This is a genomic window from Devosia sp. (assembly GCF_036406155.1).
Taxonomy (GTDB): Bacteria; Pseudomonadota; Alphaproteobacteria; order Rhizobiales; family Devosiaceae; genus Devosia_A.
This window is the reverse complement of the sequence record NZ_DASWVV010000242.1, coordinates 1-23,547: the sequence shown is the minus strand read 5'-3', so window position 1 is coordinate 23,547 and position 23,547 is coordinate 1. Positions and strand designations below refer to the sequence as shown.

At 70.0% G+C, this 23,547-nt stretch carries 23 protein-coding genes; 15 read left to right on the top strand and 8 right to left on the bottom strand.

The features are described from left to right. Positions 1-5: 5 nt before the first annotated feature. Genes VGD93_RS16780 through glpK form a run of 3 tightly spaced genes read left to right on the top strand, consistent with a single transcriptional unit; the run spans position 6 to position 3,806 of the window. Positions 6-791, top strand: a complete 786-nt coding sequence (locus tag VGD93_RS16780; RefSeq protein ID WP_395013329.1) for a DeoR/GlpR family DNA-binding transcription regulator — start codon at positions 6-8, stop codon at positions 789-791. After that, entirely contained in the window at positions 784-2,319 is a 1,536-nt protein-coding gene (gene glpD, locus VGD93_RS16775) for a glycerol-3-phosphate dehydrogenase (RefSeq protein ID WP_395013312.1), read from the top strand. Before VGD93_RS16780 ends, glpD begins: the two co-directional genes overlap by 8 nt. Continuing rightward, on the top strand, positions 2,316-3,806 hold the full coding sequence (gene glpK / locus VGD93_RS16770) for a glycerol kinase GlpK (protein WP_395013311.1): 1,491 nt from the start codon (positions 2,316-2,318) through the stop codon (positions 3,804-3,806). The genes glpD and glpK overlap by 4 nt, the downstream gene beginning before the upstream one ends. Before the next feature lie 25 nt (positions 3,807-3,831). Here glpK and VGD93_RS16765 read toward each other — a convergent pair whose 3' ends face one another. Beyond that, a complete protein-coding gene (locus tag VGD93_RS16765) occupies positions 3,832-5,898 on the bottom strand; it encodes an elongation factor G (RefSeq protein WP_395013310.1) in 2,067 nt (688 codons plus the stop codon). Positions 5,899-7,703: 1,805 nt separating this feature from the next. Between VGD93_RS16765 and VGD93_RS16760 the strand changes: the two genes are divergently transcribed. From VGD93_RS16760 to rpsU, 3 genes are all read left to right on the top strand, one after another. After that, complete coding sequence (locus VGD93_RS16760; RefSeq protein ID WP_395013309.1) at positions 7,704-8,615, top strand: HNH endonuclease; 912 nt, start codon at positions 7,704-7,706, stop codon at positions 8,613-8,615. A gap of 84 nt (positions 8,616-8,699) precedes the next feature. Next, entirely contained in the window at positions 8,700-9,455 is a 756-nt protein-coding gene (locus tag VGD93_RS16755; protein ID WP_395013308.1) for an NYN domain-containing protein, read from the top strand. Between the two features lie 138 nt (positions 9,456-9,593). Next, positions 9,594-9,845, top strand: a complete 252-nt coding sequence (gene rpsU, locus VGD93_RS16750; RefSeq protein WP_395013307.1) for a 30S ribosomal protein S21 — start codon at positions 9,594-9,596, stop codon at positions 9,843-9,845. A 54-nt stretch (positions 9,846-9,899) separates the two neighbouring features. On the opposite strand, the gene VGD93_RS16745 is transcribed toward rpsU, so the two are convergent. Continuing rightward, on the bottom strand, positions 9,900-10,409 hold the full coding sequence (locus VGD93_RS16745; protein WP_395013306.1) for a CAP domain-containing protein: 510 nt from the start codon (positions 10,407-10,409) through the stop codon (positions 9,900-9,902). A 211-nt stretch (positions 10,410-10,620) separates the two neighbouring features. Between VGD93_RS16745 and VGD93_RS16740 the strand changes: the two genes are divergently transcribed. Beyond that, complete coding sequence (locus VGD93_RS16740; protein ID WP_395013305.1) at positions 10,621-10,785, top strand: hypothetical protein; 165 nt, start codon at positions 10,621-10,623, stop codon at positions 10,783-10,785. A 109-nt stretch (positions 10,786-10,894) separates the two neighbouring features. On the opposite strand, the gene VGD93_RS16735 is transcribed toward VGD93_RS16740, so the two are convergent. After that, the gene (locus VGD93_RS16735; protein ID WP_395013304.1) at positions 10,895-11,752 is read right to left on the bottom strand and encodes an aminoglycoside phosphotransferase family protein; all 858 of its coding nucleotides are present in this window, start codon (positions 11,750-11,752) and stop codon (positions 10,895-10,897) included. Positions 11,753-11,906: 154 nt separating this feature from the next. On the opposite strand from VGD93_RS16735, the gene VGD93_RS16730 reads away from it, so the two are divergent. Then, positions 11,907-12,056: a hypothetical protein gene (locus VGD93_RS16730; protein ID WP_395013303.1), complete on the top strand. Its 150-nt coding sequence runs from the start codon at positions 11,907-11,909 to the stop codon at positions 12,054-12,056. Here VGD93_RS16730 and VGD93_RS16725 read toward each other — a convergent pair. Then, on the bottom strand, positions 12,053-13,063 hold the full coding sequence (locus tag VGD93_RS16725) for a hypothetical protein (protein ID WP_395013302.1): 1,011 nt from the start codon (positions 13,061-13,063) through the stop codon (positions 12,053-12,055). The genes VGD93_RS16730 and VGD93_RS16725 overlap by 4 nt on opposite strands. An 88-nt stretch (positions 13,064-13,151) precedes the next feature. Beyond that, positions 13,152-13,763 carry a dihydrofolate reductase gene (locus VGD93_RS16720; RefSeq protein WP_395013301.1) on the bottom strand — a complete coding sequence of 204 codons (612 nt, stop codon included), beginning with the start codon at positions 13,761-13,763 and terminating at the stop codon, positions 13,152-13,154. Positions 13,764-13,970: 207 nt separating this feature from the next. On the opposite strand from VGD93_RS16720, the gene VGD93_RS16715 reads away from it, so the two are divergent. Continuing rightward, entirely contained in the window at positions 13,971-14,684 is a 714-nt protein-coding gene (locus VGD93_RS16715) for an outer membrane protein (RefSeq protein WP_395013300.1), read from the top strand. A 77-nt stretch (positions 14,685-14,761) separates the two neighbouring features. Here the strand turns inward: VGD93_RS16715 and VGD93_RS16710 are convergent, their stop codons facing one another. From VGD93_RS16710 to VGD93_RS16700, 3 genes are read right to left on the bottom strand one after another with little or no spacing between them, the layout of a single operon-like run. Beyond that, on the bottom strand, positions 14,762-15,829 hold the full coding sequence (locus VGD93_RS16710) for an ABC transporter ATP-binding protein (protein WP_395013299.1): 1,068 nt from the start codon (positions 15,827-15,829) through the stop codon (positions 14,762-14,764). Position 15,830: 1 nt separating this feature from the next. Continuing rightward, on the bottom strand, positions 15,831-17,516 hold the full coding sequence (locus VGD93_RS16705; protein ID WP_395013298.1) for an ABC transporter permease: 1,686 nt from the start codon (positions 17,514-17,516) through the stop codon (positions 15,831-15,833). 6 nt (positions 17,517-17,522) lie between these two features. Further along, a complete protein-coding gene (locus VGD93_RS16700; protein WP_395013297.1) occupies positions 17,523-18,518 on the bottom strand; it encodes an ABC transporter substrate-binding protein in 996 nt (331 codons plus the stop codon). Between the two features lie 334 nt (positions 18,519-18,852). On the opposite strand from VGD93_RS16700, the gene ctaD reads away from it, so the two are divergent. The 6 genes from ctaD to VGD93_RS16670 all read left to right on the top strand — a co-directional run. Further along, on the top strand, positions 18,853-20,445 hold the full coding sequence (ctaD, locus tag VGD93_RS16695; RefSeq protein WP_395013296.1) for a cytochrome c oxidase subunit I: 1,593 nt from the start codon (positions 18,853-18,855) through the stop codon (positions 20,443-20,445). Positions 20,446-20,470: 25 nt separating this feature from the next. After that, positions 20,471-21,094: a Tim44 domain-containing protein gene (locus tag VGD93_RS16690; RefSeq protein WP_395013295.1), complete on the top strand. Its 624-nt coding sequence runs from the start codon at positions 20,471-20,473 to the stop codon at positions 21,092-21,094. Between the two features lie 7 nt (positions 21,095-21,101). Next, positions 21,102-21,470 (top strand): DUF488 domain-containing protein, encoded by a 369-nt coding sequence (locus VGD93_RS16685; RefSeq protein WP_395013294.1) that lies wholly within the window; start codon positions 21,102-21,104, stop codon positions 21,468-21,470. 87 nt (positions 21,471-21,557) lie between these two features. Next, the gene (locus tag VGD93_RS16680) at positions 21,558-21,980 is read left to right on the top strand and encodes a DUF5602 domain-containing protein (RefSeq protein WP_395013293.1); all 423 of its coding nucleotides are present in this window, start codon (positions 21,558-21,560) and stop codon (positions 21,978-21,980) included. Then, positions 21,977-22,504 carry a plastocyanin/azurin family copper-binding protein gene (locus VGD93_RS16675; protein WP_395013292.1) on the top strand — a complete coding sequence of 176 codons (528 nt, stop codon included), beginning with the start codon at positions 21,977-21,979 and terminating at the stop codon, positions 22,502-22,504. The genes VGD93_RS16680 and VGD93_RS16675 overlap by 4 nt, the downstream gene beginning before the upstream one ends. A 33-nt stretch (positions 22,505-22,537) precedes the next feature. Beyond that, positions 22,538-23,547: NAD(P)H-dependent flavin oxidoreductase (locus tag VGD93_RS16670; protein ID WP_395013291.1), on the top strand; the 1,010-nt coding region annotated here is incomplete at its 3' end.

Here is a 23,547-nt window from a genome sequence, read left to right as displayed (position 1 = left end):
AGCCGCTGACGCCACGTCAGGCAGATATCATGACGCTCGCCCGCCAGCGCGGCCGGGTGGACGTGGATGGGCTCGCCCAGCATTTCACGGTGACGCCGCAGACGATCCGCAAGGACCTCAACGAACTGTGCGACCGGCGCCTGCTCAGCCGCCGGCATGGCGGCGCCACCTATTCGTCCGGGGTGGCCAACTACGACTACGAACAGCGCCGGCTGCTGGCCGCCGAGGGCAAGCGCCGCATCGGCATCCGGGCCGCCAGCCTCATTCCCGACCATGCCTCGGTCATCCTCAACATCGGGACCACCACCGAGCAGGTGGCGATGGCCCTCAGGGACCACACCGGCATCATGGCCGTGACCAACAACATCAACGTCGCCAACCTCCTGCGCGGCGTGCCCTCAGCCGAGGTGGTGATCACCGGCGGGCTGGTGCGGCATGCCGACGGCGGCGTCGTCGGCGAAGCCGCGGTGGATTTCATCCGCCAGTTCCGCGTCGACTTCGCGGTGATCGGCGCCTCGGCCATCGACAGCGACGGAACGCTGCTGGATTTCGATTTCCGCGAAGTGAAGGTCGCCCAGGCGATCATCGAGACCGCGCGCCAAACCATCCTCGTCGCCGACGCCATGAAGCTCGAACGCAAGGCGCCGGTGAGGATCGGCCATCTCGGCCAGATCGACGTCTTCGTCACCGACGAGATGCCGCCTCCCGAAATCGTCGAGATCTGCAACGCCGCCAACGTCCGGCTGGAAATCGCCGGGCCCCAGGATGAGAAAGAATCCCAGCATGAGTGAGAGGCGCAAGGCAGCTGCTGTCGACGTGCTGGTGATCGGCGGCGGGGTCAATGGCTGCGGCATCGCCCGCGACGCAGCAGGCCGGGGCTACAGCGTCATGCTGTGCGAAATGAACGACCTCGCCTCGGGGACCTCCTCGGCCGCGACGAAGCTGGTGCACGGGGGACTGCGCTATCTCGAGCATTTCCAGTTCCGGCTGGTGGCCGAATCGCTGGCCGAGCGCGAGGTGCTGTGGGCGCTGGCGCCGCACATCATCCGGCCGCTGCGCTTCGTGCTGCCGCATCACAAGGGGCTGCGGCCGGCCTTCGTCCTGCGCACGGGGCTGCTGATGTACGACACGCTGGGCGGCCGCAAGCTGCTGCCCCCCACCAGGACGCTGGACCTGACCACGGACGAAGCCGGCCGGCCGCTCAAGGACGGATTCCGGTTGGGCTTCGAGTACTCCGACTGCTGGGTCGACGACGCCCGGCTGGTGGCGCTTACCGCCCGCGACGCCGCCGATCGCGGCGCCGACATCCGGGTGCGCACCCAGGTGCTGTCGGCGCGGCGCGACGGGGGGCACTGGCACGTCGTCATCGAGAACCAGGACAGCGGGGAACGCAGCACGATCACGGCGCGGTTGCTGGTCAATGCAGCCGGGCCGTGGGTGGACACCGTCATCACCGAAGCGCTCGGCCAGAGCGGCGCGCACAACGTGCGCCTGGTCAAGGGCAGCCATATCGTGGTGCGGCGCCTGTACGAGCACGACCGCTGCTACATTTTCCAGAACGAAGACGGGCGCATCGTCTTCGCCATTCCCTACGAGCAGGACTTCACCCTGATCGGCACCACCGACCTCGACTACCACGAGGCGCCGGAAAAGGCGGCGATCACCCCGGCCGAAAGCGAATATCTGTGCGCGGCGGCCAGCGAATATTTCCGGCGACCGGTAACGACCGACGACATCGTGTGGAGCTATTCCGGGGTCAGGCCGCTCTTCGACGACGGCGCCAGCGCCGCCCAGGAGGCGACCCGCGACTACGTCATCCGGGCCGAGGGCGACAAGGTGGCAGGTGTCCTCGTCAATGTCTTCGGCGGCAAGCTCACCACCCATCGGCGGCTGGCGGAGGAAGTGGTCGACCGCATCGCCGAGACGCTGGGCCGCAAGGGCGCGCGCTGGACGCGCGATGCGCCCCTGCCCGGCGGAGATTGCCCCGCCACCGCCTTCGAGGCGCTGGTCGAGAAGCACGTCCGGGCCCATGCCGGGCTCGCGCCGACCCTGGTGCAGCGGCTGACGCGCCTGTACGGCACCAAGGTCCCGGAACTGCTCGGCGAGGCGAGGAGCGCGGCCGAGCTGGGGGCGCATTTCGGCGCCGACCTCTACGCGCGCGAGGTCGACTACCTGATGGCCCACGAATGGGCCCGCGGCGCCGACGACGTGCTGTGGCGGCGCACCAAGCTCGGGCTGCGCGTAACGGCCGAAGACAAGGCGCGGCTCGCCGCGTATATGGACACGCATCTGCGGCAGGGTGGGGGACCTCGGGCATGAGCGGATACGTGCTCGCCATCGACCAGGGCACGACGTCGAGCCGGGCCATCGTCTTCGACGGCGAGCAGCGCATCGCCGGCATGGGAAAGATGGAGTTCACCCAGCACTTTCCGGCCTCGGGCTGGGTCGAGCACATCCCCGAGGAGATCTGGGCCACCTGCGTGTGGAGCTGCAAGACGGCGCTGCGCAAGGCCGGCGTCGCCGCCGCCGACATCGCCGCCATCGGCATCACCAACCAGCGCGAGACCACGATCGTGTGGGACAGGACGACGGGCAAGGCCATCCACAATGCCATCGTCTGGCAGGACCGGCGCACCGCTCCCTTCTGCAACAGGCTCAAGCGGGCCGGACACGAGAAGCTGGTGGCGCGCAAGACCGGGCTGCTGCTCGACCCGTATTTCTCCGGCACCAAGGTGCGCTGGATCCTCGACAAGGTGCCCGGCGCCCGGCGGCGTGCCGAGAAGGGCGAACTCGCCTTCGGCACGGTCGACAGCTACCTGATCTGGCGGCTGACCGGCGGCCGGGTGCACGCCACCGACGCCACCAATGCCTGCCGCACCCTGCTCTACAACATCGAGAGCAACGACTGGGACGACGAGCTGCTGCAGCTGTTCGGCGTGCCGCGGGCGATGCTGCCCGAGGTCAGGGACTGTGCCGCCGATTTCGGCGTCACCGACGCGGACGTGCTCGGGGCGGCCATCCCCATCCGCGGCGTCGCCGGCGACCAGCAGGCGGCGACGATCGGGCAGGCCTGCTTCGAGCCGGGCATGCTCAAGTCGACCTATGGCACCGGCTGCTTCGCGCTGCTCAACACCGGCCGCGACCTGGTGCGCTCGAAGAACCGGCTGCTGACCACCATCGCCTACCGGCTCGACGGCGAGACCACCTACGCGCTCGAGGGCGCCATCTTCATGGCCGGCGCCTCGGTGCAATGGCTCCGGGACATGCTGCGCCTGCTCAAGGACTCCGCCGAGACCGGGGCGCTGGCCGAGGCCGCCGATCCCGGCCAGCACGTCTATCTCGTGCCCGCCTTTGTCGGGCTGGGCGCCCCCTGGTGGGACGCCGACGCCCGCGGCGCCCTGTTCGGGCTCACCCGCAACACCGGCCGGGCCGAGATCGCCCGCGCCGCGCTCGAGGCCGTGGCCTACCAGACGCAGGACCTGCTCACCGCCATGCGCCGCGACTGGAAGGGGGCACGCGACACCGTGCTCAGGGTCGACGGCGGCATGGTCGGCTCGGACTGGACCATGCAGTTCCTCGCCGACATCCTCGATTCCCCGGTCGACCGGCCCACCATCCTCGAGACCACGGCGCTGGGCGCGGCCTGGCTCGCCGGCTGGAAGGCCGGCGTCTGGCCCGACCAGCGGGGTTTCGCCGCCCGCTGGCGGCTCGACCGCCAGTTCAACCCGCACATGGACAAGACGCTGCGCCGGCAGAAGCTGGCGGGCTGGGCGGACGCCGTGCAGCGTACGCTGAGCCGGCGGTAGAGCCGCCCCACCCGCCGTCGGCCGCTTACGCCGCCTGCTTGCCGAACCTGCTCGCCACCTCCTCGGCAAGCCGCCCGGTCAGTTCGGCGAAGTGGTCGAATTTCTGCGTGAAGCTGCCGACGCCGGCGGTGGCCGAGCGCAGTTCCACGATCAGGTCCTGGATCTCGGCCGCCGGCATCTGCGCCTTGACCTCGTCCCAGCCCGGCCAGCCGGCCCGCGCATCCGAGCCCAGGATCTGGCCGCGGCGGCGCGACAGGATGGCGTTGATCCTGGCGTTGGCCTCGGACGGACAGGCCACCGTCACCTCCATGATCGGCTCGAGCAGCACGGGGGAGGCTTCCGCCATGCCCTCGCGCATGGCGATCTGGGCCGCCGACTTGAAGGCCTGATCGGAGGAATCGACGGTGTGGTAGGAGCCGTCGGTGAGCGTCACGGCGACGTCGACCACCGGGAAGCCGAGCGGGCCCGCGGCGTTCAGGTAGTCCATGACGCCAGTCTCGACCGAGGAGAAATACTGGCGCGGCACGACGCCGCCGGTGATGGTTTCGGAGAAGCTGAGGCCCTCGCCGCGCGCCAGCGGCTTGATGTCGAGCACGACATCGCCGAACTGGCCGTGCCCGCCCGACTGCTTCTTGTGACGCCCGCGCTTGCTCACCTTCTGGCGGATGGTTTCGCGATAGGCGATGCGCGGCGTCGAGGTGTCGACGGCGATGCCGTATTTGCCGGTGAGCCGCGCCAGCGTCACGCGCAGATGCATCTCGCCGCTGCCCTCGATCACGGTCTCGCCGGTCTCCTGCACCTGGCGCAGGCGCAGCGACGGATCCTCCTCGAGGATCTTGGCGAGCGCCGAGGACAGGCGTACGTCGTCCTTGCGCTCCCTTGGCGCCACCGCCAGCGCCATCACCGGCTCGACCGGCGGCAGCGGCGCAAGGTCGCCGCCATTGGCCGCACCGCGGGCCCCCGGCGCGTAGAGCGTATCGCCGGTCTGGGCCGCGTCGAGCTTGCCCAGGGCCACCGTCTCGCCGGCCGTCGCCCTGTCGCGCTTGAGCGGCTCGTCCCCCATCAGGCGGAACAGCCCCGAGACCTTGTCCCCGGCCCCGTGCGCGCCGGCCAACAGCGTGCCGTCGGCGATCTCGCCGGCGAGGACGCGCACCACCGACAGCTTGCCGCCATGGGCGGTGTGGATGGTCTTGAGCACCTGCACGCACGGCGCGGCAGCGTCTTTCAGGCCGAGCCGCGCGCGCGTCGCCTCGATCCCCGGGGCCTCGTGGCGCAGCGCCTTGAGCAGGCGGCCGACCCCCCAGCTGTGCTCGGCCGCGCCCATGAGCACCGGGCAGATCAGCCCCTCCTGCATTTCGCGCCGCAGATCGGCGAACACCAGGTCGTTGGTGGGGGCGATGTCCTCGAGCAGCTGCTCGAGCAGGGTATCGTCGAAATCGGCGATCTGCTCGAGCATGGCGGTGCGCGCCTCGAGCTCGCGCGCCTGCTCCCCGGCCGGCAGCGGGATGGGGTCGCTGGCCCGTCCCTCGTGGTAGTTGAAGGCGCGCCCGAGCGCGAGGTCGATGAAGCCGCCGATCTCGCCGTTCTCGCGCAGCGGAATCTGGCGCAGCACCAGGCGGCTGGCCGAGGCCGGCTGCAGCGTGGCGAGCAGCTCGCGCACCGGCCCGGACAGGCGGTCCACCTTGTTGAGGAACAGCATGTGGGGAATGGCGCGCGCCTCGAGGTCGCGCAGGATGACCTGCAGGGCCGGCAGCTTCTTGGGGTCGGCCTCGGCCACCACCACGGCGAGATCGACGCCGCTCAGCACCGGGAAGCTTTCGTACTGGAATTCGATGGAGCCGGGGCAATCGATGAAGGTGTAGCGATCGCCCATGAACTCGGCCTCGGCGATGTTGACGGCGACGCTCATGGCGTTGGCGCGGGCTTCCGGCGCGGCGTCGCCGAGCGTGTTGCCCTCGGCCACCCGTCCCTGCCGCGTGATGGCCCCCGTGCGCGCGAGGACGGCCTCGAGCAGCGAGGTCTTGCCGCTGCCGAAGGGGCCGACCAGGGCGATGCACCGGGGCCCGCCTGCTCTGCCGTTGTGCTTGTCCATACTTACCTCCCGTTCCCGTTTTGTTCGGTTCCATTCGGTCATCATGGCGCGGCGGCGCACGCCTTCGGCGCCGCCATCTGCATAGTCGCAGGCGGCGTTTTGGGTGGCAAGCGAATCCGGTGCGCCGGGGGGCGCGGCAGGGCACGCCGAGGCGCCGGCCGGCCGCGTGGCCTCCGGGTTCGGGGCAGTCGAGGGACGGCGCCGGCGGGGACTGGCCCCACGCGGTAGTCCGCAAAGAACGAGGCGCTCGCCCCGCCGGCACGACCGGGGTTTTGGGCCTATGGCGCGCCGGGCGGGGTGCATCCCCTGCCGCATCGCGAGGACGGTGGGCGGCTTGGTCGACCGGGGGAGCCCCCGCATCGCCTTACCAGCCAGGCGAGCGAACCCGCATGGCCGTCCCCTGCGCCGCGACGGCTCCGGCGGAGCCGCGCGGCCGCACGGGACCTCCCGGCCGCCTCAAGGGTGGCGGCCTTCGTCCCTCGGGGAGCCCCCATTGCAGCTCCCCCCGCGTCTGTAGCGGCTTGACCGGCTAACCGGCCCACGCCGACACGCTTTCAGCCTGGACGGAGCCGACGCCCCGCCCACCCGGCCCCCCGCCACGACCGCTCGTATCGATCCGTCCGATTGCGGCGGGGTGCGGCCATTCTAGCGGCGCCGCCGGGCACGGGGATAACATGTTTGAAGCCGCTGTTCCGGCGCCGGGAGGTGGAGACGCGCCCGGAAGAGCCGCTCGGGACCGTGCCCCAACCACCGGGCCTCTCCCTCCCCTCAAGGGCGGAGGGTGCCGACTGCGGCACCCGTGTCCCGCGGCACCACCCCCTCCCCGACCCTCCCCGCGCTTCGCGGGGGAGGGTGAAGAGGGCGTCGCGGCCGGTTCCGGGCGGGTAGGGGAAGCGTCGCGGCCGGTTCCGGCGGGTGCAGGGAAGCGTGCGGCTGGCGCCGGCGGGTGAGGCGAGCGTTGCGGCTGGCTTTGGCTGGTAAGGTGGCCGCTGCCGGCCTTGGTGGCACCATCGCGCCAAGCGCACCGGGGGGCACCCTCCCCCTTGTGGGGAGGGTTGGGGAGGGGGTACACCCGCCCGCCGCGCGGGAGAACAATCGCGACCGCACGATCCGACCCCAACCGCCGGGCCCGGGTGGTCCCCCGTCCCCTGGCGGGGAGGGAGGGTGCCGACTGCGGCAGCCCGTGTCCCGCGGCACCACCCCCTCCCCGACCCTCCCCGCGCTGACGCGGGGGAGGGTGAAGCGTGCGTCGCGGCTGGTTCCGGTGGGTAGGGGAAGCGTTGCGGCTGGCGCCGGCGGGTGAGGCGAGCGTTGCGGCTGGTTCCGGCCGGTGATGGTGGCCGCTGCCGGCCTTGGGGGCACCATCGCGCCAAGCGCACCGGGGGACACCCTCCCCCTTGTGGGGAGGGTTGGGGAGGGGGCACAGCCGCCCGCCGCGCGAGAGAACAGTCGCGACCGCACGATCGAGCCCCAACCGCCGGGCCCGGGCAGTCCCGCCGTCCCCTGGCAGGGAGGGTGCCGACTGCGGCACCCCGTGTCCCGCTGCACCACCCCCTCCCCGACCCTCCCCGTGCTGGCGCGGGGGAGGGTGAAGAGCGCGTCGCGGCCGGCTCCGGCGGATGACGGGTGCCCTGGTGCCAGCCTTCGGGGCGTGATCGGGCCCCAGAGTGCCGACTTCCCGGATCAATCCGTAGTGAGGGCATCCTGTGCCGGCCGCCCGGTTTGCAGCGACACAAATTTTCTCTGGAACGTCCTGGCCGCCGCTGCGCGCCGTTCATAGACTGCCCTCATTGCAGGGGGAAAGCATGGGTTTCGGCGTTTTCATCCATCGCGCGGACTCGCCCTATGAAGACAGTCCGGCGACGCAGTACCAGTTTCCCAAACAGTACTTGTCGCGGGTGGCCCGGTGCGTGGGGGACTGGATCATCTACTACGAGCCAACCAAGGTTCCGGGATCGAAGGGCTACAACGCCATAGCCCGCGTGGCGCAGGTGGTGCCGGACCCGACGGCGCCGGACATGTACCTGGCGATGATCGAGCCGGGGAGCTACCTCGCGTTCGCAAATCCTGTCCCCTTCGTGCTCCCGGACGGTCTCGGCGAGACCGGGCTGTTGAACGAAGCGGGGCGCATCTCGGGGCGTGCGCAGGCGGCAGTGCGGCCGATCGCACCCAGGGACTTCGACCGCATCGTGTCGCGCGGGCTGGCGGACGAACAGCCGCTGCTGCCGCGGATCGGGTTGCCCGACGCACCGCTGGAGATGAAGCTGCAATTCGATGAGGAGCAGGTTCCCTTCACCTACGAGCAGGAGCGCGAGCGCATCGAACGGCTGACGTCGCGTGTGGTTCGCGACCGGGTGTTCCGGCGAGTCGTCCTGCGTGCCTATGACGAGCGCTGCGCCGTGACCGGCCTCAAGCTGATCAACGGCGGCGGGCGCGCCGAGGTGGCGGCGGCGCATATCCGGCCCGTTGAACACAACGGGCCCGACATCGTCAACAACGGGGTAGCGCTGTCCGGCACGGCGCACTGGATGTTCGACCGCGGCCTGATCGGCTTTACCGACGAGTTCGAGATCATCGTCTCCCGGCACGTCAACGACCGCGACGGGGTGGCCGGCCTTATCAATCGCACCGGCCGGCTGCTCGGGCCGCTCGCGGCGCGCGACCGGACGCATCCGGCGTTCCTCAACTGGCACCGCGAGAACTGTTTCAAGCGCTAGCGATCGGACAGGGTGCCCGCACCCGATTGGACGGGCGGGATGAATCCGTGAGATGATCCGGGCCTGCCGTGAGGGGAGAGGGAAATGGTACGCGAAGCAAGGCCGCCGCGGCTAGCGGTGCTGATCGATGCCGATAACGCCTCGGCCAGGATCGTAGACGGCCTGTTCGAAGAGATCGCCAAGCTCGGCGAAGCCAGCGTGCGGCGCATCTACGGGGATTTCTCGAGCCCGCGCTCGAAGGCCTGGGCGGAGGTGTTCAGCAAGTTCGCCATCATCCCGCAGCACCAGCCGGCCTATACAACCGGCAAGAATGCCTCGGACATCACGCTCGTGATAGACGCCATGGACCTGCTGCACAGCGGCCGCCTCGACGGCTTCTGCCTTGTCTCCTCCGACAGCGATTTCACCCGTCTCGCGGCCCGCATCCGCGAAGAAGGCGTCGACGTCTACGGCTTCGGCGAACAAAAGACGCCCGAGAGCTTCCGCCAGGCCTGCCGACGCTTCATCTACACCGAGAACCTCGTACCGCACGCGGCAGCGACCGACGGCGGCAGCAAGCCGAAGGCACTGGAGCCGCTGAGCCACGCCGGCGGCATCGTCTCGCGCATCATCGAGGAGATGGAAAGCGACGGCGGCTGGGTCAGCCTCGGCCAGGTGGGCACGCAACTGGCGAATCTCGCCTCGGACTTCGACCCGCGCACCTATGGCTTCCGCAAACTCAGCGACCTCGTACGCAAGCTCGAGGACCTGGAACTCAAGGATGACGGCGTGCACCTTCGGGTGCGGATCAAGCCGGCCAAGCCGGTCCCGGCCGGGCGCAGGGGCGCGAAGAAGGGTTAGGGGCGCGCCCGCTCACTTTTGCCCGAGCAAGGGGTGCATTCGGGGCCAGCATCTGTTAGGCCACGCCCAGGCGCGCCGTCCGGGGCGCCTCCCGGCTGCCGCCCTGGCGGTGAGTCGGCGCAGACGTAAGGAAAAGGTTTGCAGGTACAAGTACGCGACAACAATGTCGACCAGGCCCTCAGGGTCCTCAAGAAGCGGCTTCAGCGCGAGGGCGTGTTTCGCGAGATGAAGCGGCGCAAATATTACGAAAAGCCATCCGAAAAGCGCACGCGCGAGGCCGCCGAGGCCGTCCGCCGCTCACGCAAGGCGGCCCGCAAGGCAGCCATCCGCGAGGGCCTGATCGCCGCGCCCAAGCGCGACGTGCGCCCCCGCCCCCCTGCCCGCGGCTGACCGCCCGCAGGCTGCCGACCGCCCCGCGCGGCGCCCCCTCCGCCCCGACAGCCTTCACCGCCAGGCGGCAAAATCGCCGCCGGCGATGAAGGCCCAGTAGACGCCGTAGCGGCTCTTGCGCCCGGGCGCGACCGCGGCGGCGGCAAGGCCGAACTCGGTGAATTTGGTGGAGAGCAGCGTCTCGCGATGGGCGGGCGAATCGAGCCAGCCCTGGATCGCCTGCTCGAGCGTGCGCTGGCCGCCGGCGACGTTCTCGCCGACGGCGCCGTCATAGCCGGCGGTGGTCACCCGCTGGCGCAGCGTGACGCCGAGATCGTGCGACAGCCGGTCCTTGCGCGCCATCAGCTGCGCCTGCGAGCGGGCCGCCGTCTCGAGCCGCGTGTTGTAGGCGAGCGGCGGGCGGCCATTGGCCTGGCGTACGCCGTTGATGGCAGCGGTAATCGTGGCCGTGCTCAACTGCGCGGGCGTGGTGGCGACACCGGGGGCTGGCCCCGTGGCGGTGCACGCGCTCAGCACGCCGGCGGCGCACAGCACGAGGACGGCACGGCGTGTGACAGCAGGCATAGGCAGACGATCCCCGGCGAAGGCCACGCCCTCGCGTGAAAATGCGGCGACATGGCGGCGGCACCCTAGCCGATCGCCGGGCTTTGGCAAGCGCGGCACGGGCGGGGCAATGCGGCCCGCGCATGGCCGCTGTGCGGTTTGCGGACCTGTTCGGCGCCGGCAGCGGGACTATATGGGGTGTGTACGCAGCACAGGCAGGTGGAGACAGCCAATGACCCGCAAAGCATCGTTCATCGCCCGCGCCGGTGAGTTCGTCGCGGTCCTCGGCGCCGCCCGCAACGTCGCCGCCGCCGTCGATGCCCATCGCAAGCCGAACGGACGCGACCTCGACCGGCTGGGGATCGACGCCGCCGCCTTCAATACCATCCGTTTCTGAGGTTCGCCTCGCCCCAACAAGAGTGCAGCCCCGCGCCGCTCCTCCCTCCGGCGGCGGGCTCGCGCTCGAAGCCGCGCCCTTCGGGGCGCGGCTTTTTTCGTGCCGGCGCTCAGGCCTGGTCGTAGGCGGCGAGCAGCAGCGGCAGCGCGTTGAGCTGCAGCGTCGCCGGCCCGCCGACGTCGATCTGCCGGCAGGCCGACAGCGCCGCATGGGCCGCGGCGTGGCCGAGCATGCGCTTGCGGTGGTAGCCGAGGCGGGCCTCGTAGATGTCGGCGAGCCGGACGATGCGGCGCGCGTCGACGACCAGTTCCGCCGCGTCGGCGGGGGCGACGAAGCTCGGGGCGACGTCGAAGACCGGATCGCCCACCAGCCCCACCGGATCGATGGCCAGCCAGCCGCGCGGCGAGGAGATGATGTTGTCGTGGGCGAGATCGCCGTGCAGCGGCAGCGCCGCGGCGGGCTTGTCGAACAGAAGGTGGGCGACGCCGACGGCGCGCGCCAGCAGGTCCTTCGACATGGCCGGCCAGCGGGCGGCGGCCATGTCGAACAGCGGCTGGTACCAATGCCGCAGCGGCAACAGCGGCGGCGGATCGGCGTCGCGAGGGCCGTGCAGCGCGGCGACGACGCCGGCCAGGGCAACGGTGGCCTCCTCGTCGCGCCCCGCCCTTGCCGCGTCGCCCAATGTCGGGCCGTCCAGCCACTCCATGAAGATGACGCCGCCGAGGGAATCGAAGACGGTGGCGGCCCCTTCCCCGCCATACCAGGCCTGCAGCGCACTGCCGCGCTGCTCGGCGTCGCCGGCCTCGGGCTTGAGCTGCTTGAGCACGGCCGGATTGCGGCCGTTCTGCTCGACCTTGTAGATCCAGCTCGCCGGCGTCTCGGCGAGCAGGACCACGCGCGACAGCGACCAGCGGATCAACGCCCGGTTGAGCGCGGTCTGGGCGGGGGTCTGGTGGGCCTGACTCATGGCCCGATTAGAGCAGAAGCGGGCGGCGCTTGCGAGGGCGCCGGGACGGCGGGCATTTGAACAAAATTAAGCCTCGCACCACGGATGTGTGGCGCCGGCAGGCAAAGCGGGTCACGCTTCGGCCAGCAACCAGGGCTGAGGGGCGTTGGTGGACATGGCAGGGGCAGAGTTCGAGCAGGCGCAGATCAGGCCGGGGCCGGCAAGCGGCCTGCAGGTGCAGCGAACGCAGGTCATGCTGGCGGCGACCTCCGCCGGTGCGGTGATCATCCTCGTCGTCGCGGCGCTGTTCATGTCGCTGTTCTAGGATCCGGGCTCGGGGGCTCCGGCCCCGGCGAGGAGGGCGAGGGCGACGAGCGGCGCGTAGGCGAGCGCCGCCGCCGGCCAGCCGGCGCCGCCGGCCCAGGCGGCCAGCGGCAGCAGCCAGGCGACATCGATGGCGATGAACAGCAGCGTCACGCGGCGATGCGAGCGCCAGCGCCGCGCCAGCGCCTGGTAGGCGTGGCGGCGATGGGCCTCGAACACGCGCTCGCGCCGCAGCAGGCGGCGGCCGAGGGTGACGGAGGCGTCGGTGAGGAAGGCGGCGCCGAGGATCAGCCATTGCCAGGCCGAGAGCCAGCCCCAGGAGACGGTGAGCAGCGCCAGCGCGGCGAGGACGAAACCGAGCCAGGTGCTGCCGACATCGCCCATGAAGATCGTCGCCGGCGGCCAGTTGAGCAGGAGAAAACCGAGCGTTGCGGCGGCGATGCCGGCGAGCCACCACAGGCCCGCCGCCTCGCCCCCGGTCGCGCCACCGGCAAGCGCCAGGGCGGCGGCGCCGAGCAGCATGAACACCGCCTGGGAGCCGGCGAGCCCGTCGATGCCGTCCATGAAGTTGAACAGGTTGATCCAGTAGACGCCGGCGAGGACGAGGCCGGCCAGCAGCAGCAGTACCGGGATGCCGGCGGCGGGGGCCAGCGGCGCGAGCGCGCCGGAGGCGAGCACGACGAGGAGCCACAACGCCGCCTGCGCCAGCAGGCGCAAGCCGGGATGCAGCGGCGCGCGGTCGTCCCAGAAGCCGACGGCGGCGAGGGCGAGGGAGGCGACGAGTGCCGTCACGACCGGAACGGGCGCGGCGGGCAGCGCATAGAGAGTGGCCACGGCGCCGCCCAGCACGATGCCGAGGCCGCCGCCGCCGGGCGTCGGCACGCTGTGCGAAGAGCGCACGTTGGGGGCCTGCACCAGCCCGAGCCGGGAGGCGTGGCGCCGCACCAGCCACGTCGCGGCGAACGAGAGCAGGCCGGCGATGAGACAGACGACGAGACCGGAAGCCACTCGCTCGACCACTGGGGATGATTTGCCGGCAGCGCCGGAAAGGCGCCGGATACAAGCACAGGCGCCGGCCGGTGCCAACCGGCTCGGCTCAACCCCGGCGACGCCAGAGCGTCGTCGTCACCCCGGCGGCGGCGTCGATGGCGACGCTCGCGCCCGGTCCGAGCCCGCTCGCCGCCAGGACGCTGCGCGGGTGGCCGGCGGCAAAGCACGGCGTGCCGCCCGGCAGCACGAAACCGTGGCATTCGCTCAGCACGAAGCTGTCGTAGCAGGGCAGGAAGAGCCCGAAGACGCGGGTGCCGCCGGTGACGGCGATGGTCCCGCCGTCGACGCCAAGGGCCGTGAGCGCCGCAGCGAGCGGCGCACCCGCCGGGTTCCACAGCAGCGCCAGCTGTTGCGCGGGATCGGGGGCAAGGCCGGCCACCGTGCCGGTCAGCACCAGCCGGCGCCGCCCCGGATTGGGGTGGCGCTGGTGGCCGAGCCTGCCCAGCACGACCACCGCGGCGGCGTCGAGGGCCGCCTGGAAGGCGCGCCAGTCGGCGTCGTTGCGCAATGCCGCGGGCATGGCTCCCGCGGCGTCGGCGATCATGCCGTCGGCGCTGACGATGGCATGGCCCTCGACGCGGAAGCCGGGGCCGGGCCGGCAGATCGGAGCGGGAGGGGGCATGTCGGTCCGGGACAGGATGGAATCGGGGCGGGGCATAGATCGGCCCTGGCGCGGCGCGGCGCAAGGGCCTGCCGCTCTCCCATGGGCAGGGCGCGGCAACGGCCGGTTAACCAATCCTGAAACAAGCCGCCGCAAATGTGGAGAATATGCACTTCTACGTAGAGTGTGGCCCGGGCGCTACAGCCACGGCGCGGCGGTTCTGCATATCTGTCCGCCAACTTAACCGGTTTGGGAGAATTTGCCTTGCGTCGCATCGTCTTAGTCGGTCTTGCCACTGCCCTGCTCGGCACCACGAGCGTCCATGCGGCGGATGCGCTGACCAGCCTCTACAGCCCCACCCCCGCCGCGCAGTCGTTCGACTGGTCGGGCGCCTATATCGGCGTCGTCGGCGGGCTCGGAATGTGGAATTCCACGTTCAGCGATTTCGACGAGGAAATCTCGTACGGCAGCGTCGATCTGTCCGGTTGGGGCGGCTCGCTCGGCGCCACCGTCGGCTATAACGTGCAGATGGGCAGCATGGTCGTCGGCGTGGAAGGCGACGTCAACTGGTCCAATTTCGGGGTGAGCTTCTACGACGACGGCTATGGCACCCAGCACGACCGCGCGTGGAACTGGTATTCGACGCTGCGGCTGCGCGCCGGCCTCGCGCAGGACAATGCGCTGTTCTATGCCACCGCCGGCCTCGCCGCCGTCGGCGTCGACTTCGTCGGTGACTACAGCCCGACCAACGCCTGCGGCGACTACTACGGCTACTGCCTCGACGAGACCGTGCTCGGCCTGGCGCTCGGCGTCGGCGCCGAGATGGAGGTTGCCGACAGCATGAGCGTCAAGCTCGAGGGGCTCTATATCGGCCTGCCGACGTCGCTTGCCGATGAGGTCTACGACAACGAGGAAGACGCCTACGCGGTGTCCTCGAGCGCGTTCATCGCGCGCGCCGGCCTCAACTGGCGCTTCTAGAGCTTCGCCACAGCACTGCATCGAGAGGGGCCCCGACTGGGCCCTTCTTTTTTTGGCCGCGGGAACGATACGACTGGCTAGACGAGCACGTGGATGGCGGCTGGCGCGGGCGTGAGGAAGACCTCTTCGCCGACGGCGAACAGCGGCGACACGCCTGGATTGCCGCTGTCCACCAGCCAGGGCTCGGAGCCGGGCACCTCGACGAGATACTCGGCGATGCTGCCCAGGAACATGGCCCGCGCCACCCTGCCGCGGATGGCGCCGCCGGCGGCGGCGATGGCGATGGCCTCGGGGCGGATGACGACGGTGAGCGGCGCTCCCGCGGCCAGCGCCGGGGCGTCTGCGAGCGCGAGGCGGACGCCGGCCAGCTCGATCTCGGAGGGGCCCGCCGCGACCGCCGGCAGGATGTTGGCCTTGCCGATGAAGTCGGCGATGAAGCGGTTGGCCGGGCGAGAATAGATCTCGGTCGGGGTGCCGACCTGCTCCACCCTGCCCTCGTTCATGACCACGATGCGGTCGGATATGCTCATCGCTTCGACCTGGTCGTGGGTGACGTAGAGGCTGGTGATGCCGAGCCGCTGCTGCAACTCGCGGATCTCGATGCGCATCTGCTCGCGCAGCTTGGCATCGAGGTTGGAGAGCGGCTCGTCGAAGAGCAGCACGCGCGGCTCCATGACGATGGCCCGGGCCAGCGCCACGCGCTGCTGCTGGCCGCCCGAGAGCTGGCTGGGCGCCCGCTGCGCCATGCCGCCGAGGCCGGTCATTTCCAGAACCCGGTCCACCCGGCGCGCGAGGTCGGCGCGCGCCAGCTTCTGCAGGCGCAGGCCGAAGGCGATGTTCTCGTAGACGCTGAGATGCGGGAAGATGGCGTAGGACTGGAAGACCATGGTGGCGTCGCGCCGGTTGGGGGCGACGTCGTTCATGCGTCGGTCGCCGAACCAGATCTCGCCCGCCGTCGGCTCCTCGAAGCCGGCGACCATGCGCAGCAGCGTGCTCTTGCCGCAACCCGACGGCCCGAGCAGGGTGACGAGCCTGCCGGCCTCGACATCGAGGCTGACGTCCTGCACCGCGAGAACCGGCCGCGAGGGATCGTCCGGCCGCACGAAGCGCTTGGAAAGACCAACTATCCTGACGTTTTCGGCCATTTCAGAACCGGACCATGCTGGTGTGGCGCGACATGCGGTTGACGAAGACGTTGATGACGCCGATGGCGACGAGGACGATGACGATGACCACGATCGAGTAGGCGGCGGCGACGCCCAGCCGCCCCGAGCCGACCTGGGCCAGGATCTGCACCGTCATCAGGTTCCAGTCGGCCGAAACGAGGAAGATCGCGGCGCTGATCGCCGTCATGGCGCGGACGAAGGCATAGACGAGGCCGGAGAAGAACGCCGGCGCGATGAGCGGGATGGTCACCTTGCGCAGGGTCGTGACGCCGTCGGCGCCGAGGTTCTGCGCGGCCTCCTCGATAGAAGGATCGATCTGGCGCAACACGGCGATGCCCGACTGGATGCCCACCGGCATGTAGCGGAAGACGAAGGCCAGCACGAGGATGGCGAGCGTGCCGGTGAGGATCAAAGGCGGGCTGTTGAAGGCGAGGATGTAACCGATGCCGACGACCGTGCCGGGCACGGCGTAGTTGAGGATGGAGCCGAACTCCATCGCCCCCTTGCCCGGGAAGAAGCGCCGGACCACGAGGAAGGCGATCAGCATCGCCAGGACGCCGCTGATTGGGGTGCTCACCAGCGCGATGGTCAGCGTATCGGCCACCGTCTCGAAGCCGACGTCGAAGACATAGGCGAAATGCTGCAGGGTGAAGGTGTAGTCGAAGCCCCAGACCCGGGTGAAGGCCCCGATGACGATGACGGCGTAGAACAGCAGCACTACCGCGGCGAACAGGGCGACGAGGGCATAGAGCAGCCACTTGACCGGCCCGCTCACGATCTTGGAGGTCGAGGTGCTGGGCTTGCCGGTGACCGTGACGTACTGGCGCTTCGACAGATAGTAGCGCTGGATGGCGAAGGCGGTGATCGAGGGCAGCAGCAGGATGACCGCCAGCGTCGCCCCGCGCGGCAGGTTGAAGGTGCCGGTGATCTCGAGGTAGGCCTGCGGCGCCAGCATCGGGAAGGCGGCGCCGGCCAGCACCAGCGGATTGCCGAAATCGGCCATGGATTCGATGAAGACGACGAGGAAGGCGCTGGCGATGCCGGGCAGCGACAGCGGCAGGATGACCTTCCAGAAGGTCTGCCAGCGCGACGCCCCGACATTGAGGGCGGCGTCCTCCATCGTCGGGCTGATCGAGGCCAGCACGCCGCGCAGGGCGAGATAGGCGATGGGGGCGAAGGTCAGCACCTGCGACCAGACCACGCCGTGGAAGCCGTAGATCGAGAAATCCTGCAGGCCGAGCACCTGCTTGGTGATCAGCCCGTTGAAGCCGAACAGGAACAGGATCGAGACGGCGGAGACGAAGGGCGGCGAGATGATCGGCACGATGACGAGATAGTGCAGCAGCGTCTTGCCCGGCACGTCCAGCCGGGTCAGCACGAAGGCGGCAAGATAGCCGATGACGACGCTGAGGACGCCGACAAGGGTGCCGACGCCCAGGCTGTTGACGAGCGCATTGCGGTAGAGCCGGCGCTCGGCGAACAGCGCGTAGTTGGCGAGCGTCCAGCCCTCGCGATCCTGCAGGCTCGCGAGCAGCACGCGCACCAGCGGGTAGATCACGAACAGCCCGATGCAAACGAAGATGACCAGGATCAGCGCGAGCAGCAGGGGATCCCGCGCCAATACCCGGATCTGCGAACGCGCCGTGCCCAGCATCGCCGCCGGCACCCGCCGCTACTGGCCGAGCACCTCCTCGACCCAGCGATCTACCAGGCGTTGCCGGTTCTCGGACGCATAGGCCGGATCGTAGGAAACGAGCTTGATCTGGTCGAGCGCGGGGATGCCCTCGCCGGCGGACACGTCGGAACGGATGGGCAGGAAGTAGGTCTTCTGGGTGGCCAGCTGCTGCTGGCCCTCGGCCGACGTCATCCAGTCCACGAGCGCCTTGGCCTCGTCGAGGTTCTGCGCCCCCTTGAGGATGGACATGGCGGCGACCTCGTAGCCGACGCCCTCGCTGGGGAACACCACCTGCACCGGGAAGCCCTCGTCCACGAGCTTGAGGAAGCCCGGTGAGAACTGCACCGCGATGGGCGTCTCGCCGACGCCGAGCGCCCCGCTCGGCGCCGTGCCGCTCTGCGTATAGGTCTGGATGTTGGGATTGAGCGCCTTCATGTACTGGAAGGCGGCATCCTCGCCCATGAGCTCGCGCAGCGTGAGGATCACCGCGTAGGCGGTACCGGAGGATTGCGGCGACGGCATCTGGATGAGGCCGCGATAGGCCTCGTTCTTGAGGTCTTCCCAGGAGGTCGGCACGGGCGCGCCGCGCTCGGTGAGGATATCGGTGCGCACGCCAATGGCCAGCGGGTTGGTGTAGATGGCGTGCCAGTAGCCCTCGGCGTCCTTGAACTGGCCGGCGAGCGCGTCGGCATTGGCCGAGGCATAAGGCTGGGTCAGGCCGCGCTCCCTGGCGAGAATATGGTTCTCGCTGGGGGCGCCGAACCAGACGTCCGCCTGCGGCCGGTTGACCTCGGCTTCGATGCGGGACAGCGCCGGACCGGACGACAGGAACACCATCTGCGTCTCGATCCCGGTCGCCTCGCTGAAGGCCTTGAGCAGCTTGGTGGAATTTTCCTCGTCGACGCTGGAATAGACCACCAGCGCCTGAGCGGAGCTCATGAAGGCCAGCATGGCCAGGGTGGAGACGGCAAGTCGTCCGGCAAGTCGGTGCATTCTCAATCCTCCCTGCAAGCACCCGCCAACCCTTTGCGGGGGCGGGAAATCCGGCCGCGTTGATGCGACCCTGGTGCAGGCTAGACCCGGTCGCGCAGACGGTCAACGCGGCCCGGCCGGCCAACGCCGCCCCGGGCGCCGGCCGTGGCCCAGCCTGTCATCCTAGCAACAGATTTGCACTGAACCGCCAATTCTATTCGTTTGTGTGCAGTTTGGTCCGCCCCTACGGTGGCGCCGAGCGCCGAGACGCTCTCCGCTTCGCGTCAACCTGGCCGTCGACCGTAGGAGCGGGAAGTGGTCTCGGCGCGGCCCTATTGCTGGAGGACACCCGAAGTTGGACATCGCCGCCCCTGAAGCCGCCCTTCGCCCCGGATTTGCACGGCGCTGGCTGTTCTCCACCAACCACAAGGACATCGGCACGCTGTACCTGATCTTCTCGGTGATGGCCGGGATCCTCGGCACGCTGCTGTCGCTGGCCATGCGCATGGAACTGCAGCAGCCCGGGCTGCAGTTCTTCCACGACACCAGCGTGTACAACGCCATCGTCTCCGCGCACGGGCTGGTGATGATCTTCTTCGTCCTCATGCCGGCGCTGATCGGCGGCTTCGGCAACTGGTTCGTCCCCATCCTGATCGGGGCGCCGGACATGGCATTTCCCCGGCTCAACAACATCTCGTTCTGGCTGCTGGTCGCCGCCTTCGCGCTGTTCCTGATCTCGCTGTTCGTCGAGGGCGCGCCGGGCTCGTCCGGGCACAGCGGCGGCTGGACGCTGTATCCGCCCTTCTCGACCGTCGGCCAGCCCGGCCCGGCGGTGGATTTCGTCATCCTCGCCGTGCACCTGTCGGGCGCCTCCTCGATCCTGGGCGCCATCAACTTCATCACCACCATCTTCAACATGCGCGCCCCCGGCATGACCATGTTCAAGATGCCGCTGTTCGCCTGGGCCATGCTGGTCACCGCCTTCATGCTGCTGTTCTCGCTGCCGGTGCTGGCGGGCGCCGTCTCGATGCTGCTCACCGACCGCAATTTCGGCACCACCTTCTTCGCCCCCGAGGGCGGCGGCGACCCGGTGCTGTACCAGCACCTGTTCTGGTTCTTCGGCCACCCCGAGGTCTACATCATGATCCTGCCGGCCTTCGGCATCGTCAGCCACGTGGTGTCGACCTTCTCGCGCAAGCCGATCTTCGGCTACCTGGGCATGGTCTACGCCATGCTCGCCATCGGCTTCATCGGCTTCATCGTGTGGGCCCACCACATGTTCACGGCCGGCCTGTCGACGGGCGCGCAGGCCTATTTCATGGTCGCCTCGATGGTGATCGCGGTGCCGACCGGCGTGAAGGTGTTCTCCTGGCTCGCCACCATGTGGGGCGGCTCCATCCAGTTCAGGACGCCGATGCTGTGGGCCCTGGGCTTCATCATCCTGTTCACCATCGGCGGCGTGACCGGCGTGACGGTGGCCAGCGCCGGCGTCGACCACGTGCTGCACGACACCTACTACGTGATCGCGCATTTCCACTACGTGCTGTCGCTCGGCTCCGCCTTCGCCATCTTCGCGGCGTTCTACTTCTGGTTCCCCAAGATGAGCGGCTACCTGTACAACGAGACGCTCTCCAAGGTGCAGTTCTGGCTGACCTTCGTCGGCGTCAACATCGTCTTCTTCCCGCACCACTTCCTCGGCCTGGCCGGCATGCCCCGGCGCTATGTCGACTATCCCGACGCCTTCGCGCTGTGGAACCTGATCTCCTCGCTCGGCGCCTATGTATCGACCGCCGGCGTGCTGCTGTTCGTGGTGGTCGTCGCCGAGGCGTTCATGCGCAAGCGGCCGGCCCCGGCCAACCCGTGGGGTGAAGGCGCGACGACGCTGGAATGGACGCTGTCCTCGCCGCCGCCGATGCACCAGTTCAACACGCTCCCGGTCATCAAGTAACCCCGGGGGACTGCAGGGCCGCGACATGTACCAGATCAGCCTGTTCGAATACCTGATGGTCAGTGTTGCGGTGATCCTCTCCCTGCGGGTGTACCGCGCCGCGCACCCGCCGGGCGCTCCGGCCGAGCCCCCTGCCCCGGCCCGGCCGGACGGGGTCGCCGCCGGAGCAGCAGGCACCACAGCGGCGAACGAGGAAGCGGCACGGCTGGCCGCGACGCTGCAGCGCCTCGCCGAGGGCGGCGACGGCGTTCCCGCGCTTCTCGAGGGCGCCAGGCAGGCCTACGAGGATCTGCTCGCGGCCTATGCCGCCGGCGACCTCGCCGGGCACGACCACCTGCTCGCCGGGCCGATCCGCCAGGCCTTCGAGACCGCCCTCGCCGAACGGCAGGCCAGGGGCGAGACCAGCAGCCTCACCTTCATCGGCTTCCACACCGCCGAGATCGTTGCCGCCGGCGTGGACGAGGCCCAGGCCTGGATGGACGTGCATTTCGTCGCCGATATCGTGGCCAGCACGCGCGACGGCGCGGGCAAGGTGCTGACCGGCCACCCGACCCGGGTCACCCAGACCGACGAGGTGTGGACCTTCGAGCGCGACCTCGCCGCGCCGGCGTCCGGCTGGCGCCTCGCGGCAACCGCGGCCGCCGGATAGGCCCGCCATGGCGCCCCGCCCGCTCATCAAACGCGTCTACGAGCCGGCCGCCACCGCGGACGGGGTGCGCATCCTCGTCGACCGGCTGTGGCCGCGCGGCCTCAGCGAACAGAAGGCCGGCGTCGACGAGTGGCTCAAGGACATCGCCCCGAGCGCGGCGCTGCGCAAGTGGTTCGGGCACGACCCGGCGCGCTGGGACGAGTTCCGGCGGCGCTACCAGGCCGAATTGGCGGACAATGAGGCGGCCACCGCACGACTGCTCGAGCTCGCCCGCAAGGGCCCCGTCACGCTCGTCTATGCGGCGCGCGACAGCGAACACAACAACGCCGTGGTGCTGGCCGATTTCGTGCAGCAGGCAGCCTCCGATGACGATTGAGACCGGGACGGCAGGAACCATTTGCCCCGCCGCCCATCCAATGGTCGAGGCCCCGGAAATGCGCCGGGTGCCCAAGGAGATACGCAAATGAAGATGATCCTCCCCGTCGCCGCGCTCGTCGGCGCCCTGGCCTTTCCCGTTCTCGCCCACGAGGTGCCGGCCGAACTCGCCAAGGCGCCCCCGGCCGGTGCGTTCAAGGCCGTCAGCAGCCTGGTGAAGCTGCCCGATTTCCTGCCCGGCATGGGGCAGCTGTTCGTCGACCCCGCCAGTCTGCCGGCCGGCCCGTTCCTCGCCTACGACCATGACGGCGCGCTGGTCAGCACCATCTACATGCTGCCCATCAAGGACCTCAACCCCGAGAAGCGCTTCGAGGACCTGGCGACGTCGGGCGCCCCGGTCGACCATGTCGACGTCTACTACAATGCCGGCCATCCGGGCGTCGAGGAGCCGCATATCCACGTCGTGTTGTGGCACGTCCCGGCGGCGGACGAGGCGCGGGTCGCACAATGAGCCTGACGCGCAGGCTGGCGCTTGGCGGTGGCGGGGGTCTCCTCGCCGCCGTGCTGCTGCGGCCAGCCCTGGTCCTCGCCGCCGGGCCGGTGGAGATCGCCATGAGCGGCACCGCCGACGGCGCGCAGGTGTGGTTCGACCCCATCGGCGTGCACATCGAACCCGGCCAGACGGTGCGCTGGACCAACCGGGACGCGGGCAACTCGCACACGGCGACGGCCTATCATCCCAGCCTGTGGGAGCGACCGCTGCGCATCCCGGAAGGAGCGACGCCGTGGGATTCGGACTATCTGCTGCCCGACGAATCTTTCGAGGTGACGCTGACGGTGCCGGGCGTCTACGACTATTACTGCGTGCCGCACGAGCACGCCGGCATGGTCGGCCGCATCGTCGTCGGCACGCCGGCGGCGGATTTCGCCTTCCCGCCCCCCGAGGCCAGCCTCGAGCCGTTGCCCGAGGCAGCGCTGGGCAACTTCCCCGCCGTGGCCGAGATCCTCGCCAAGGGCATGGTCCACCGGACGTAGGGGAGCGGCGGAACAGGGCAACCGGGAGGACACATGACGCACGCGATCCTGCACACGCCGGCCTGTGACCTGCTCGGTTGCCGCGCCCCGCTGGTCCTCGCCGGCATGGGCGGGGTCGCCCGCTCCGAACTCGTCGCCGCGGTCGCCGCGGCCGGCGGCTTCGGCTTTTTGGGCATGGTGCGCGAGCCGGTCCGCCTCATCGAGGCCGAGGTCGGGCGCGTGCGCGAGGCGGGGCACGAGCGCTTCGGCGTCAACCTCATCCCGGCGGCGACCGACGCGACGCTGCTCGCCGCCCAGATCGATTGCTGCATCGCGCTGGCAGTACCGGTCGTCTGCCTGTTCTGGGACCTCGACCCGGCCGTGGTCCGGCGCCTGCGCGACGCCGGCATCACCGTCGTCTACCAGGTCGGCTCGGGCGCCGAGGCCGCAGCGGCCCAGCAGGCCGGAGCCCAGATGCTGATCGCCCAGGGGGTCGAAGCAGGCGGGCACGTCCGTGCCACGCGGCCGCTGGCCGAGACGCTGCCTGAGGTGCTGGCGGCAACGACGCTGCCGGTACTCGCCGCCGGCGGCATCGCCGACGGGCGCGACGTCGCCACTGTTCTCGCGCTCGGCGCCGAGGGGGCGGTGCTGGGCACGGCGCTGATCGCTACCGTCGAGGCCTTCGCACATGACTACCACAAGCAGCGCCTGCTGGCGGCGACGGCCGAAGACACGGTGCTGACCGAGGCCTTTCACGTCAACTGGCCGCCCGGCGCGCCGGTGCGGGTGCTGCGCTCGGCGGTGACGGAAGGCGGGCGCGGCGACCCCTTCGTCGCGGCGCCGGCCGTGATCGGGGAAGAGGAGGGCCGCCCCATCCGCCTGTTCAGCACCGACTCGCCGCTGCGCTCGATGCACGGGGAGTTCGAGGCGATGGCGCTCTATGCCGGGACCGGCGTCGGCAGGGTGCACGAGGTGGTGCCGGCCGGCGCGCGCCTCGCCGCCATCGCCGGCGCCGCCGAGGCCGCCCTGGCCGCCATCGGCCCGGGCCGGGAGCGCATCGAACT

Coding starts and splice junctions, on each gene's coding strand:
- glpD (WP_395013312.1), top strand. CDS start 784: ATGAGTGAGAGGCGCAAGGCAGCTGCTGTCGACGTGCTGGTGATCGGC.
- glpK (WP_395013311.1), top strand. CDS start 2,316: ATGAGCGGATACGTGCTCGCCATCGACCAGGGCACGACGTCGAGCCGG.
- VGD93_RS16765 (WP_395013310.1), bottom strand. CDS start 5,898: ATGGACAAGCACAACGGCAGAGCAGGCGGGCCCCGGTGCATCGCCCTG.
- VGD93_RS16760 (WP_395013309.1), top strand. CDS start 7,704: ATGGGTTTCGGCGTTTTCATCCATCGCGCGGACTCGCCCTATGAAGAC.
- VGD93_RS16755 (WP_395013308.1), top strand. CDS start 8,700: ATGGTACGCGAAGCAAGGCCGCCGCGGCTAGCGGTGCTGATCGATGCC.
- VGD93_RS16745 (WP_395013306.1), bottom strand. CDS start 10,409: ATGCCTGCTGTCACACGCCGTGCCGTCCTCGTGCTGTGCGCCGCCGGC.
- VGD93_RS16740 (WP_395013305.1), top strand. CDS start 10,621: ATGACCCGCAAAGCATCGTTCATCGCCCGCGCCGGTGAGTTCGTCGCG.
- VGD93_RS16735 (WP_395013304.1), bottom strand. CDS start 11,752: ATGAGTCAGGCCCACCAGACCCCCGCCCAGACCGCGCTCAACCGGGCG.
- VGD93_RS16730 (WP_395013303.1), top strand. CDS start 11,907: ATGGCAGGGGCAGAGTTCGAGCAGGCGCAGATCAGGCCGGGGCCGGCA.
- VGD93_RS16720 (WP_395013301.1), bottom strand. CDS start 13,763: ATGCCCCGCCCCGATTCCATCCTGTCCCGGACCGACATGCCCCCTCCC.
- VGD93_RS16710 (WP_395013299.1), bottom strand. CDS start 15,829: ATGGCCGAAAACGTCAGGATAGTTGGTCTTTCCAAGCGCTTCGTGCGG.
- VGD93_RS16700 (WP_395013297.1), bottom strand. CDS start 18,518: ATGCACCGACTTGCCGGACGACTTGCCGTCTCCACCCTGGCCATGCTG.
- VGD93_RS16690 (WP_395013295.1), top strand. CDS start 20,471: ATGTACCAGATCAGCCTGTTCGAATACCTGATGGTCAGTGTTGCGGTG.
- VGD93_RS16685 (WP_395013294.1), top strand. CDS start 21,102: ATGGCGCCCCGCCCGCTCATCAAACGCGTCTACGAGCCGGCCGCCACC.
- VGD93_RS16680 (WP_395013293.1), top strand. CDS start 21,558: ATGAAGATGATCCTCCCCGTCGCCGCGCTCGTCGGCGCCCTGGCCTTT.
- VGD93_RS16675 (WP_395013292.1), top strand. CDS start 21,977: ATGAGCCTGACGCGCAGGCTGGCGCTTGGCGGTGGCGGGGGTCTCCTC.